Raw genomic sequence first — 12,531 nt, 5'->3', positions numbered from 1 at the left:
AGTAAAGGGAAACATTCCGTTCACATATTTTGCCATTTAGTTTGACTTACACCTGTTCGCTGATATTCTAGCGTACAACTGTTCGCTTAAATATTTGAGGTCTATCTTGCAACAACAGAAACCGCCATTCATATGGCTCAACATTGTCATCTTTGTTACGTCATTAGTACTCGCCCTTGTGGTCACACCTTGGTACGGTATCAAGGAAGGGTTTGGTTTTGAGCACCTCATCTGGTTACTCGTCACTTTTAGCTTCACCAACCTTTCCATTACTGCTGGCTACCATCGTTTGTGGAGCCATAAGACTTATGAAGCGCATCCTTTGCTCCGTGTTGTCTTTGCCATCGGCGGTGCTTTCTCTCTACAAAACAGCGCATTGCATTGGTCTTCAGATCATCGTATGCACCACAAGTTTGTTGATCACCACGATAAAGATCCCTACTCTGCGAGCCGCGGCTTCTGGTTTTCTCATATTGGCTGGATGCTGCGAGACTACAATCAATCAACCTACAACGATTACACTAACTGTCGCGACCTCCAAAAAGATCCCGTCATTATGTGGCAACATAAGTACTATGTGCCGCTGGCAATAGCGACAAACTTGGGCATCCCTTTGTTATTGGGTTGGTATTATCAGGACATCATCGGCATGCTACTTGTGGTCGGCGCACTACGTTTAACGCTGAGTCATCATTCGACGTTCTTTATTAATTCCTTAGCCCATATTTGGGGAAAGCAGACCTTTACCGACAAAAACAGTGCAAGAGACAATGGGTTCTTAGCCGTTTTAACCTTTGGTGAGGGATACCATAATTTTCACCATATCTTTGAAAACGACTACCGCAACGGGATTTATTGGTGGCAGTACGACCCAACAAAATGGTTGATCAAAAGCTGTTCATGGTTAGGTCTAACCCGCAACTTGCGCCTCACTCCACAAATGAAAATCGACAAAGCCAGAGCTGCCACACGGCTGAAAAATGCGCTCCACCAGCTTGCGCAGCGTGGTGAACAAGAGTCACTCAAACAACAATTGCAATTGGAATTCGATGGCCTAGTTGCCACGATGAAAGATTACTACGATGCAAAGAAACAGCTTCTAGAGTGTAAAAAACAGACTGCTTTTAAGAAATATGAGGTGGCGTTAGTAAAAATACGTTATCAACAAGCCAAAGAAGACTTGTTAAGCCGTTATAAACGCTGGCACGCGCTCACTGCGCATTATGCTTAGCTCCTAAATATTTTAACCCTCTAAAACAATCAGGCTCCGTTATGGAGCCTGATTTGTTAGTCGATATGAATTGTGGCGCTTGGTGCTTACGATTCAATGTTGAACACGTACTTATCCATCAAAGACACCATGCGGCCAATTTCTGGTTTGGTGATGGTGTCATTGGCACCCAAGGCCAATGCTTTCGCACGGTTGTCTTCACTCATTAATGAAGAAAACATCACAATAGGTAGAGTCTTGTAGGCTTCACTGTCTCGTAGACGTTTCACTAAGTGCATACCGTCCATACGAGGCATTTCTACGTCGGTCACCACCGCATCAATCAGTTCACTCAACGGCAAATTCTCTTCACGCGCGACTTCAATCAGATTCATTAACTTATCGTGCGCTTCACCGCCATCTTTACAGGCGATGATATTGTAGCCTGCCGAGGTCAGTGTCTCTTGGATCAGAGAGCGAATGAACGCAGAGTCGTCCACCACCATAATGGTTTTGGCATTACGCTTGGTGACCATACGCTGGTTAAGATCGACACTTCGGTCTGTTTTAACGTCGTATTTCTCCATGCTGAGTTCTGGGTTGATGTCAGCGATGATTTTCTCGAAATCGAGGATCATGATCAGATTGCCATCTTTTCGTACAACCGCAACCACGCAATCTTGTTCGCCCGCTTCCAAAAACTGACTCGGCGACTCAACATCATTCCATGAAATACGGTGAATGCGACTGATACTGTCGATTAAAAAGCCGTTCGTCATTTTGTTGAAATCAGTAACAATAACGAACTTGCGCTCAACCGCAGGACGAGTAGGTACGCCTAACCAGCCAGCCAGATCGACGAGTGGCGTTAACACATCACGCGAAGAAAACACACCAATCATATGCGGCTGAGCATTTGGGTAATCCGTTGTTTCTGGAACTTGGATAACTTCACGCACTTTCGCAACGTTGATGCCGTAATAGCAAGTTTTCGTCTCACCGTTAGGCAAAACCTTCTCCAAATGAAACTCGATAATCTCAAGTTCATTGGTTCCACTTTCGGTCAAAATTGTACTACTTGAATAGCTCATGATTTCAAATACTTTTCATGGTTAATAAACCACCTGTTGCCAGGCTACGGTTTTTTATCGATTGTTTTCTTTTTAACTGCTTGGCTCAGTTTTGTAAATCGGCAAACAACTCAATAGTTCAAATATTTAAACAAAAACTGTGATTCACCACGTTTGCCAGCAAAAAATGCCCGTTATCTTCAATAATAGTCGCAGTTTTTTAATTCGCTGAAGTTTTCTTCATTCGCTGAATGATTCCTGTTTCCTTATATGCAACTAACCATGGAGAGTGATAGCGTGCGCGCTTCAAACCGCCCATCATGGATGGTGCGATACACAAGATAAATGTCAAAGAACAAACGAAAACTAGAATGCAGGAGAAAGGGGGCAAGTATCGCTCAAGGAAAGACAAAAAAGGCACCTACGTTAGTGCCTTTTCAATTGCTCTCTCATTTACTCATGAGAAAGGTATTTTCGTTTAAACTCAGATGCAGAGGCAAATACAAGCAACAAAACAAATGTGAATAGTGTCCCTAGGCCGTACCATAAGTTTTCATTGGCTAGTAGCTCGTAGCAGCTTACCGCAAAGATCATGAGCGCTACTAGTAGGTTAAAACGGTGTATCCAAGGATGTTTAACCGAAAAATGGGCGTATTTTCTACCAATCATACTTCAACTTATCAAACCTTACTTATTAATGTATCAATAAGACCACACGCTATTCCAATAAACAACTCTATTTCGCTATTTTTGGCTGAAAATCACATCCTTAAAATTTTCAGACGATATAACAAGCGAATCATTCGGTGAGCTAATTATTCCAAGCGAAGTCACACCTAGATTGGCATAAAAGCAAACAACTATGTAACTATTTTTTACTTAGAGTTACTAACAATGAACTAGATCTCATTGTCATGCCACTCAACGACACTGTTTCTCTCAATCAACGTCGGTTCAAGCTGTACTACCTGCACTTCTGCGGTCTCTTTATTAATTTTCTTTAATAGGGTCTCTACCGCTGCTTGGCCTAAACGATATTTGGGTTGATGAATAGTGGTAAGCGAAGGCGTCATAAATTTAGCGATGTGAATATCGTCATAACCGATAATAGAAAGGTCATGAGGAATCTCCACCCCCACCTCATTGGCAGCATTGATCACCCCCATCGCCATCATGTCATTGCAAACAAACAAAGCGCTTGGCAAAGGGCCTTTGGCGACGATTTTTTTGAATGCTTGATAGCCGCCTTCACATTCAAAGTCCGCTTCCACAATCCACGCAGGGTTGAACGGCAATCCGTGCTCATTGAGCGCCCGCTTATAGCCTTCATAACGCATTTGAGCTTGATGTTTAATCAGTGGGCCAGTAATACAGCCAATCTCTTTATGCCCCATTTGAATGAGGTGATTCGCGGCAAGATAGCCACCACGTAACGAGTTGTCCTGAATCTTATCGCTACTAAACAGCATCGGCCCCCAATCCATGACTACCACGGGAATATCAGGGTAGCGCTCAAACACATCCAAACGCTCACCTTCAAGCGAAGAACACATCAGAATCAAACCATCGACGCGTTTTTGCAGCAAGGTCATTATCGACGATTTCATCCTCTCGTGGTCGCCTTCCGTATTGCAGAGAATTAAGTTGTACCCTTTTTGATAACAGCTGCGCTCTACCCCTTTAACCACTTCACCAAAAAAAGGGTTGGTTGAGGTCGTCACAAGCATTCCGATGGTATTGGTTCGGTTGACTTTTAAACTGCGGGCTAAGGCGGAAGGGGCAAAATAGTTGAGCTCTTTAGCGGCATGATTCACCCGTTCTGCAATTTCTTCACTGACAAAACGGGTCTTATTAATAACATGGCTAACGGTTGATGTGGAAACACCAGCAAGCTTTGCAATATCTTTCATCGTAGCCATGTTGTTCTCCTAATTATTGGCTAACTGTGCGCGGCTAAAAACTCATCGACCTCTTTACGGGTTGGAATAGAAGTTTGCGCTCCAAATCGAGTCACTGAAATCGCCGCCGCTGCATGAGCAAACTTAATCGCTGATTCTAAAGGCATATCCTCCAATAAACCAGTGACCAATGCCCCATTAAAAGTATCTCCCGCGGCGGTTGTATCGGTGACGTCGACTTTAAATCCGCAGATGCGTTGCCCCCTGCCATTTTCGCTGAGCCAAACCCCTTTAGAGCCAAGCGTAATCATGACGATCTCAATGCCTTTTTGATGTAAGACATTGGCGGCTTGCTGAGCGCTTTCATCATCCACTACCTCAATCCCGGTTAACACCTGAGCTTCTGTCTCATTTGGTGTGATCACGTCGATGCATGCTAATAGCTCGTCAGATAATGTGCGCGCTGGTGCTGGATTTAAAATCACATTAGTTTTTGCAGCTTTAGCTTCTCTGGCCGCAAGCTCTATCCCGCAGATAGGGGTTTCTAACTGCATAAGAAGAAATCTAGCATCACGGATACGTGGCAAATCCGATTCAATGGCCACCTCGGTTAATTTGGCATTGGCTTCCGCCGAGATACAAATACTGTTCTCGCCGCTGTCTGCGACTTGAATCATTGCGATGCCTGTTGGGCAATTGGGCTGCATCTTCACGCCATCGATTTGAATACCGTCAAGCTTGAAGTTTTCACGAATATTGATGCCAAACGAGTCATCCCCAACACAAGCGATGAAGCCCGTATCTGCGCCTAAACGTGCAGCGGCAACGGCTTGATTGGCCCCTTTCCCACCCGGAATCACTTGATAATTTCGCCCATGTAACGTTTCCCCAGGACGTGGGAAGGATGGGACTTGAAGCACATGGTCTGCGTTAACACTACCTAAAACCACTAACTTGTTCATTGGGTATTCCTCAGCTCTTGAATGAGCTTTGTTCATTGTAAAACGACACTGATGACGTTGAGTTTTCTGCTTACTAGAGAGCAAAGCGTGAACCAAAAACTCAATGGCATCGGGCGTTTATGCCTCTGACCAACGTCAGAGGCATAACGTGACAATTATTTCGTTACGACTTTCAGTGGAACAGGGATGTAATCTTCAACCTGTTCACCTTTCAGCACTTTGTCTGCGGTCTCAATACCTAGCGCACCGATAAGGTCTGGCTGCTGGGCAATAGTCGCGGCCAGTTTGCCACGATTCACCGCTGCGATACCGTCATCCGTGCCATCAAAGCCCACAATCATCACCTCTTTGCCCGACGCTTGAATGGCGCGCAACGCCCCCAATGCCATTTCATCGTTTTGTGCAAAGACCGCTTGGACATCTGGGTTTGCTGCCAGTAGGTTTTCCATCACGTTCAGACCTTTAGTGCGGTCAAAATCCGCAGGTTGGCTCGCAAGCAGTTCCATATGACTGCCTTTAACCGCATTCATAAAGCCTTCTCCGCGTTCGCGCGCCGCTGATGTTCCAGCAATACCTTCAAGCTGGATCACTTTCGCTTTTTCGCCCACTTTTTCGACGATGAAATTACCGGCCATTTCACCGCCCACCACGTTGTCTGACGCAATATGACTCACAACGTCGCCACGGCTTGCACCACGGTCTAAAGTTAGAACAGGAATCTTGGAGCGGTTAGCAATACGAATCGCATTCGAAACCGCATCCGAATCGGTTGGGTTGATCAAAATCGCTTTAACGCCACGAATGGTCAGATCTTCCACGTTCGAAAGCTCTTTGCTCGGGTCGTTTTGCGAATCCAAAACGATCAGGTTGTAGCCCAGCTCTTTTGCACGCGTTTCCGCTCCATCTTTCATGGTGACAAAGAATGGGTTATTCAGCGTCGAAACAACGATCGCCATCGTATCTTGCGCCTGCGCACCAAGAGAAACGGTAGAGGTTAGTAGTGCAGCAGAAATCAGTGTTGCCAATTTTTTCATTGTTGTCGTCCTTTGTACTTTTGTAGGGGTGCCAAGCCGAAACTTGGCTGTCAGAGAGTTATTCCAGAGTTCAAATCATTTATTTTTGTTATCCACCATTACCGCCAGCAAAATAACAGCAGCTTTGGCGATCATTTGGTAGTAAGAAGAAACATCGAGTAAGTTCAGCGCGTTGTTTAGGAAACCGATGATTAACGCACCAATCAACGTACCCATAATCCGTCCTTTACCACCCATTAAACTGGTACCACCAAGCACCACGGCGGCAATCGCATCAAGCTCATAGCCCATCCCTGCCGTTGGTTGAGCCGAAGATAGACGTGATGTGACGATGATGCCTGCCAAAGCAGCAAGTAGGCCGCAAATCGCGTAAACACCGATTTTGACTTTGTCGACGTTGATACCGGATAGACGAGTGGCAGACTCGTTCCCACCCAGTGCATACACATAGCGACCAAAGCGGGTGTGATTAAGCAGATACCAAGCGGCCGCAAACACCACCACCATCAACCAAACCGGTACCGGAATGCCTAGCGCATAGCCAGTGCCAAACCAAGCAAACGCATCGGCAGTATCGGTAAAACCCGTAGAGATAGGACGGCCATCGGTATACACCATGGTGACACCACGCAGCAAGGTCATCGTCACCAGTGTGGCGATAAAGGCTTGAACTTTGCCTTTGGCGATAATAATGCCGCTAATGGCCCCCAACGTTGCCCCCGCTAACAGCGCGGTTGGCACCGCGATGAATACCGGGACTTCCATCGCGACAAGGCTAGCAGCAAACGCGCCACATAGGGCCAACACCGACCCCACACTCAAATCGATGCCCGCAGTCAGAATAACCAAGGTCATCCCCACGGCGATGATCGCGTTCACCGAGGTTTGACGAAGAATGTTGAGAATGTTGTCTACGGTGAAAAAGTTTGGATTGAGAAAAGAGACCACCACGATGAGGAAAAGTAACGCGATGAGCGATTTCTGCTCAATGAGCCACTCTTTACTGATCCAAGTTTTGTTTGTCTCATTTGATTTTCTTTTGCTCATGATTTCACTACTCATGCTGCTTCCTCAGATACTTTTTTGCCGACGGCACAGGCCATCAGTTTTTCCTGATCGGCGTGTTTTGCTTCAAACTCACCAGTAATGCGACCTTCATGCATCACTAAGATGCGATCGCTCATGCCGAGCACTTCTGGCATTTCAGATGAGACCAGAATGATGCTCATCCCTTCGGCTTTGAATTTGTTGATTAACTGGTAAATTTCTTTCTTCGCGCCGACGTCTACACCCCGAGTCGGTTCGTCTAGGATCAAAACTTTCGGTTTGGTCATCAACCCTTTTGCAATGGCCACTTTTTGCTGGTTTCCGCCAGAAAGATTGCCAATAATTTGCTCGCGAGATGGCGTTTTGATGTTGAAAAGTTGGATAAAGTCATCCACAGCAACCACTTCATCTTGATGTTGGATTTGCACACCTTTGCTTAGCTTATCAAGCGCACAAAGTGACATGTTTTCTTTCACCGAAAGGCCAAGGACGAGGCCGTCGCCTTTGCGGTCTTCTGAAATGTAAGCAATGCCATTTGCCAAACCATCTTGTGGGCTTATCGGATTAATGGTGCGATTATCAAGATTGATCACGCCTCTCTCACTCGGCAAAGCACCATAAATCACTTTCATCAGCTCTGTTCGACCTGCGCCCATCAGACCTGAAATACCCAAAATTTCACCTCGTTTTAAGGTAAAACTGACATCGTGTACGCCAGACCCCGTCAGACCAATCACTTCTAAACAGGTTTGACCGTGCACCACGTCAATTCTTGGGTATTGCTCTTCAAGCTTGCGCCCAACCATCATCTCAATTAAGCCATCTTCGTCTGTTTGCACGACTTCGCACTGACCGATAAATTTGCCATCGCGCAACACCGTGATGTCATCACAAATTTCGAAGATCTCTTTCAAACGGTGGGAGATGTAAACAATGCCACACCCCTGCTCTCTCAGCTCTCGAATAACCGAAAACAGCGCCTCTGTTTCGGTGTCCGTCAAGGCGTCTGTTGGTTCATCCATGATGATGACTTTGGACTCAAAAGAGAGCGCTTTAGCGATTTCCACCATCTGCTGCTCACCCAGACTTAACTGACCAAGTAACGTCTTTGAGCTGTGCTTCACTTTCAAGCGCGCGAGCAGTTTGTCCGCTTCCGCGTACATTTGGGGCCAATCAATACGCCCAAACGCCGAGGTAATCTCTCGACCAAGAAAAATGTTCTCTGCGATGGTCAGTTCACGAATAAGGTTTAGTTCTTGGTGAATAATGCTGATACCAGCTTGTTGTGAATCTCTTGGCCCTTTGAACTGCGCTGATTGACCTTGATAAACTATCTCACCTGCGTCTCGTGAATAGATACCGGTAAGCACTTTCATCAAGGTGGATTTTCCTGCTCCATTTTCTCCCATTAAAGCCATCACTCTTCCTGGGTAGACATTGAGCGAGGCCTTATCTAACGCCTTCACGCCAGGAAATGCTTTTTCAATTTCACTGAGCTGTAAAATCGCTTGGTTCATACTCTCTCCTCAACCACCTAACTTGGTGAAACCTGTCAATGGGTTAGAACACAACGCCAGCTTGAAAAATCACATTGGCGTAAGGGGTGCATTCACCGGTGCGCACCACCGCTTTGCTCGACTCCGTACGTTGCTTGAACTCTTCGTGAGAAACATGCGTCAGTGACAACACTTTGCCTGTTTTTTCTTCTTCACATTGAAGCTCAGCCACTAATGCCTGATAAAGCTCAGGGCTTACCTCTGCAAACTCCGTGGCCACAATTGCCCCTTCGATTTGCGATTCAGAGAGCATCACTCGTACGGTTTCAATAAAACTTGGCACACCGTGAGTCAACGCCAAATCAATGCGAGAGACGCCATCTGGGATCGGCAAACCAGCATCACAAATCGTGATCTCGTCCGTGTGACCTAAGGTGGCCACGAGGTAGGAAAGTTCAGAGTTTAGCAGGGCACTTTTTTTCATTTTTGTTTCTCAATTTGGGTGAACTCTATCGATTCGCGTTAGAGAAAAAATCTCATCGAAACGTTTCGATGAGATAATAGAACGCGAATGAAAATTTTCTATCGCCTTTGTATCAATGTGTGATTGAGATCGTTTTCGAAGTGGAATGGGGAAAGAAAACAGCGTGATTAGTCACAAATACATTTCGACAAATGTCACGAATTGAGTATGCTATGCAGAGTTATTTGTTAGTAATTGTATCTTTACGTTACTTTTGTCCCATATTGTGAGGCATTTTCGCTCCATGAACTTCGCGCTACTTTCTGCTTTCATCCCAACCTTTTTCTTTGTCTCTATCACCCCGGGGATGTGTATGACTTTAGCCTTAACCCTTGGTATGAGCATTGGATATAAACGCACACTTTGGATGATGCTCGGAGAGCTGGTTGGTGTTGCGGTTGTTTCCGTTGCAGCGGTCGTCGGTATTGCCGCCGTTATGCTCAATTACCCTATGCTGTTCATTAGTTTCAAAATATTGGGCGCGACCTATTTGGTTTACTTAGGCATCCAAATGTGGCGCTCTCGTGGAAAGCTGTCTCTTTCTGCTGAAACAGGCCCTGTCAGCCGCGCGAATAATTGGCAATTGATTATGCAAGGGTTCATTACTGCCATTGCCAATCCGAAAGGCTGGGCATTTATGATTTCTCTCTTACCCCCTTTTATCGACAAAAGCGCGCCACTACCACCACAGCTTTTTCTGCTGGTCGGAATTATTCTGATTTCAGAGTTTGTGTGTATGACGCTCTACGCCACTGGTGGTAAAGGTTTGAAACGCTTGCTTGGTCAATCACAAAACGTGCGTCGCTTGAACCGAATTGCTGGTAGTTTGATGATTGGCGTCGGTATCTGGTTGTTTTTCAGCTAAAGCCTTCTATAAGAGAATCTGTTTATGCGCCATTATTTATGACGCATAAACACCCAAACCGGACCAATCAGCAAAAACTTCAGGTCCTCAAAAAACGAAGGCTTTTTCCCTTCAATCTTGTGGCCGACAAACTGAAAAATCCACAAGACAACAAAAAGACCAACAGCCATCTCAGTTAAGGGCAGCCCCAACAGTTCAACACTCCAAGCGAGCGCGATACTGGCAAGGGTATAACCCAGCATCATCAAAAAAACACTAAGCGACAGCCGATAGTAGAACCACCAAACTGGCAAAGCGGCAACCCAGACCCAGTTCAGCGACAGAACAGGCAGAGGAAGCGAAGGCAGCGACCAAATCAGCGCTACGATCGAAAAGAAAATCCCCGGCACAGCAAAGGTATGGATTTTTTGATTGGTCGAATTTTGATGACTTTCACCGTAGGCATCCAGCCATTGTTCTAATGAGCGCATCCCCTTACCCCCAATAGTCTTATTGCATCACTTGATTTAAGGACGCTGCGACTTAGGCAGCTTGTCCACCACCAATTGATATGAACGTTGGCACAAATCTTCAATCAAACCCGATTCCACATCGCCATTTAAGTACACAGTGATCCAGTGGCGCTTATTGGTGTGGTAACCCGGTGTGATGGATTCAAACTGAGACGTTAACACTTCGCCATCTTCGGGCTTCGCTTTAAGTGTAATGTATTCTCGCCCTTCTCGGCTGGCTAGAATCGCAAACATTTTGTCTTTGACCTTAAAGACTAAGGCTTCCGGGCCAAATGGAAAGCTGCTTTCTGCGCAAACAAAAGTATCAAGGTAGGCTTCAAGTTCTTTGGTGGTCATCATCAATCCTTCAACCGTTTTTATGGCTTACATTGTACTTACCATGCCACGGCTTAAGTTGAAGTTAAATCACGACATGCAAGATTGTGAAACGGCACAAAAAAAGAGCTCGAGGAGCTCTTCTTCGTTTACCACTTTTTCAATAAGCGTCCAACTAGGCCTGGGTGATAAGCCCAACAATGGTCGAACATCGACATCAACGCAGGGTTACCATATTTCGACAAACTTACGGCGTGGAAACGGTTCTTTTGCTCTTTCAAAGCCTCTACTTTAGCCAGCATTTCTTCTGACTGTCTAGGAGCAATAAAATCCGATAACACCACCAAATCTGCATTACGGTATTTATCCCCGCTCATGAGTTCGATCGATTTCATCAGTACAGGTTCAAATGCCGTGCCGCCGTGAAATGTATAGGTGAGAAAATCCGCCGCTTCACGCAGGCCATCTTGCTTGGTCAGCTCGTAAGTAATTTGCTCTGTTGAGAATAACATGACATAGCAGTCACGCCCTTCAGCTAACGCAATCTGCATCAGCGCGTAAGCCATTGCTTTGGCACTCTGCTCAGGGAAACCACTCATCGAACCCGACGCGTCAACGCACAGCACAAACGGCCCTTTCTCAATCTCTACTTGCTGATTATCCGGCTTTTGCGCTCTTACCTTGCGCAGCGTTCTCGACTTGCCCTGCACGCGATAATTCATCAAACGTTTGTCAGCCAAATGTTTGTAGAACACCACTTCCAGTTCTGGGTAGGCCAAAAACATGGTTTCGTTTGGCAGCAATTTGTTGAGATCATCACTTTCATGGATGCCGACGATATCATCCGTCGCTTCGTCGCTTTTCTCCTCGACCATCTGCAACTCTTCTGCCGGAGTGCGTTGTAGATCGGGATCATCCACTTCGTTGGCCATGCGACCTAACTGCTCAGCAATTTCCTGTAATCCATTGTTCTTTTTCAGAAACTCAGCGTAACGCTTCATGACAGAAACGTCTGTTTTACTGAGCTTGGCCGATGCCATGTCCCAAAGTCGCCCAACGCTTCCTTCATCACCAGAATCCGTCACTTTGTCCATGTTCTTCATGGTTTCCATGCGTTGATAAAGATCGGTGAGGACTTTCTCTTTATTGACTTCCAGTTCAGTCACCTGGGCTTGTTTGATGGCTTCAAACAGACTTTGATACCACTGATCGCAGAAATAGTGAGGAAACATTGGGTTATTTAACCCTTTGTTTTTGTCGAGCAAACGTCTTGCTTGTAGATAGAAGGCGGAATGCCATTCCAACTTACGCACGACATCATCAATACGTTCGAAAAACTCATTTTCCGTCAGGTGAATCACTTCTTGATAGAGCGACAATTCTTGTTGGAAGCGTTCTGTTTCACACACTTTGGTAATGCGGCGCTTTACACTGCCACGCCATTTGGACAAATGGTTTTTCACCGAGGCTTTCACTCCTCGGTTTTCCGCCATCACCATTAACTGTGAGCGTGCCATCAGATCGTTCACCGCAGACTCAACAATCCCTGAGTCTGCTATCATTAAGGCAAGGTTTAAACCATCGGCTCCTAACATATTA

Annotated in this window: 13 protein-coding genes; 2 read left to right on the top strand and 11 right to left on the bottom strand. The window is 45.9% G+C overall.

Features of this window, described 5'->3' with window-relative positions:
- Positions 1-106: 106 nt before the first annotated feature.
- Positions 107-1,231 (top strand): acyl-CoA desaturase, encoded by a 1,125-nt coding sequence (locus VV1_RS15510; RefSeq protein WP_173652424.1) that lies wholly within the window; start codon positions 107-109, stop codon positions 1,229-1,231.
- A gap of 86 nt (positions 1,232-1,317) precedes the next feature.
- On the opposite strand, the gene VV1_RS15505 is transcribed toward VV1_RS15510, so the two are convergent.
- The 8 genes from VV1_RS15505 to rbsD all read right to left on the bottom strand — a co-directional run bounded on the left by VV1_RS15505 (position 1,318) and on the right by rbsD (position 9,201).
- On the bottom strand, positions 1,318-2,301 hold the full coding sequence (locus tag VV1_RS15505; RefSeq protein ID WP_011081056.1) for a chemotaxis protein: 984 nt from the start codon (positions 2,299-2,301) through the stop codon (positions 1,318-1,320).
- 432 nt (positions 2,302-2,733) lie between these two features.
- Positions 2,734-2,949 carry a hypothetical protein gene (locus VV1_RS25500; RefSeq protein ID WP_011081055.1) on the bottom strand — a complete coding sequence of 72 codons (216 nt, stop codon included), beginning with the start codon at positions 2,947-2,949 and terminating at the stop codon, positions 2,734-2,736.
- 230 nt (positions 2,950-3,179) lie between these two features.
- Positions 3,180-4,199: a substrate-binding domain-containing protein gene (locus VV1_RS15500; RefSeq protein WP_011081054.1), complete on the bottom strand. Its 1,020-nt coding sequence runs from the start codon at positions 4,197-4,199 to the stop codon at positions 3,180-3,182.
- Between the two features lie 20 nt (positions 4,200-4,219).
- On the bottom strand, positions 4,220-5,140 hold the full coding sequence (gene rbsK / locus VV1_RS15495) for a ribokinase (RefSeq protein ID WP_011081053.1): 921 nt from the start codon (positions 5,138-5,140) through the stop codon (positions 4,220-4,222).
- A 155-nt stretch (positions 5,141-5,295) separates the two neighbouring features.
- Positions 5,296-6,174, bottom strand: a complete 879-nt coding sequence (gene rbsB, locus VV1_RS15490; RefSeq protein WP_011081052.1) for a ribose ABC transporter substrate-binding protein RbsB — start codon at positions 6,172-6,174, stop codon at positions 5,296-5,298.
- Positions 6,175-6,249: 75 nt separating this feature from the next.
- Positions 6,250-7,236: a ribose ABC transporter permease gene (gene rbsC, locus VV1_RS15485; protein WP_011081051.1), complete on the bottom strand. Its 987-nt coding sequence runs from the start codon at positions 7,234-7,236 to the stop codon at positions 6,250-6,252.
- Complete coding sequence (gene rbsA / locus VV1_RS15480) at positions 7,233-8,738, bottom strand: ribose ABC transporter ATP-binding protein RbsA (RefSeq protein WP_011081050.1); 1,506 nt, start codon at positions 8,736-8,738, stop codon at positions 7,233-7,235. The genes rbsC and rbsA overlap by 4 nt, the downstream gene beginning before the upstream one ends.
- Before the next feature lie 43 nt (positions 8,739-8,781).
- Entirely contained in the window at positions 8,782-9,201 is a 420-nt protein-coding gene (gene rbsD / locus VV1_RS15475) for a D-ribose pyranase (RefSeq protein ID WP_011081049.1), read from the bottom strand.
- Positions 9,202-9,484: 283 nt separating this feature from the next.
- Between rbsD and VV1_RS15470 the strand changes: the two genes are divergently transcribed.
- Complete coding sequence (locus tag VV1_RS15470; protein WP_011081048.1) at positions 9,485-10,105, top strand: LysE family translocator; 621 nt, start codon at positions 9,485-9,487, stop codon at positions 10,103-10,105.
- Positions 10,106-10,137: 32 nt separating this feature from the next.
- On the opposite strand, the gene VV1_RS15465 is transcribed toward VV1_RS15470, so the two are convergent.
- The 3 genes from VV1_RS15465 to viaA form a co-directional block, all read right to left on the bottom strand.
- A complete protein-coding gene (locus VV1_RS15465) occupies positions 10,138-10,575 on the bottom strand; it encodes an Mpo1 family 2-hydroxy fatty acid dioxygenase (RefSeq protein ID WP_011081047.1) in 438 nt (145 codons plus the stop codon).
- A gap of 36 nt (positions 10,576-10,611) precedes the next feature.
- Positions 10,612-10,953 carry an MmcQ/YjbR family DNA-binding protein gene (locus VV1_RS15460; RefSeq protein WP_015727711.1) on the bottom strand — a complete coding sequence of 114 codons (342 nt, stop codon included), beginning with the start codon at positions 10,951-10,953 and terminating at the stop codon, positions 10,612-10,614.
- Positions 10,954-11,081: 128 nt separating this feature from the next.
- The gene (gene viaA / locus VV1_RS15455; protein WP_011081045.1) at positions 11,082-12,527 is read right to left on the bottom strand and encodes an ATPase RavA stimulator ViaA; all 1,446 of its coding nucleotides are present in this window, start codon (positions 12,525-12,527) and stop codon (positions 11,082-11,084) included.
- Positions 12,528-12,531 lie beyond the last annotated feature (4 nt).

The organism is Vibrio vulnificus CMCP6, assembly GCF_000039765.1.
Lineage (GTDB): Bacteria > Pseudomonadota > Gammaproteobacteria > Enterobacterales > Vibrionaceae > Vibrio > Vibrio vulnificus_B.
The sequence above is the reverse complement of the archived record's forward strand: the minus strand, read 5'-3'. Positions and strand labels throughout refer to the sequence as shown.

Excerpts from the sequence above, each read along its gene's own strand:
- viaA (WP_011081045.1), bottom strand. The coding sequence starts at position 12,527 with ATGTTAGGAGCCGATGGTTTAAACCTTGCCTTAATGATAGCAGACTCA.
- rbsD (WP_011081049.1), bottom strand. The coding sequence starts at position 9,201 with ATGAAAAAAAGTGCCCTGCTAAACTCTGAACTTTCCTACCTCGTGGCC.
- VV1_RS25500 (WP_011081055.1), bottom strand. The coding sequence starts at position 2,949 with ATGATTGGTAGAAAATACGCCCATTTTTCGGTTAAACATCCTTGGATA.
- rbsC (WP_011081051.1), bottom strand. The coding sequence starts at position 7,236 with ATGAGTAGTGAAATCATGAGCAAAAGAAAATCAAATGAGACAAACAAA.
- VV1_RS15500 (WP_011081054.1), bottom strand. The coding sequence starts at position 4,199 with ATGGCTACGATGAAAGATATTGCAAAGCTTGCTGGTGTTTCCACATCA.
- VV1_RS15460 (WP_015727711.1), bottom strand. The coding sequence starts at position 10,953 with ATGACCACCAAAGAACTTGAAGCCTACCTTGATACTTTTGTTTGCGCA.
- rbsK (WP_011081053.1), bottom strand. The coding sequence starts at position 5,140 with ATGAACAAGTTAGTGGTTTTAGGTAGTGTTAACGCAGACCATGTGCTT.
- VV1_RS15505 (WP_011081056.1), bottom strand. The coding sequence starts at position 2,301 with ATGAGCTATTCAAGTAGTACAATTTTGACCGAAAGTGGAACCAATGAA.
- VV1_RS15470 (WP_011081048.1), top strand. The coding sequence starts at position 9,485 with ATGAACTTCGCGCTACTTTCTGCTTTCATCCCAACCTTTTTCTTTGTC.
- rbsA (WP_011081050.1), bottom strand. The coding sequence starts at position 8,738 with ATGAACCAAGCGATTTTACAGCTCAGTGAAATTGAAAAAGCATTTCCT.
- rbsB (WP_011081052.1), bottom strand. The coding sequence starts at position 6,174 with ATGAAAAAATTGGCAACACTGATTTCTGCTGCACTACTAACCTCTACC.
- VV1_RS15465 (WP_011081047.1), bottom strand. The coding sequence starts at position 10,575 with ATGCGCTCATTAGAACAATGGCTGGATGCCTACGGTGAAAGTCATCAA.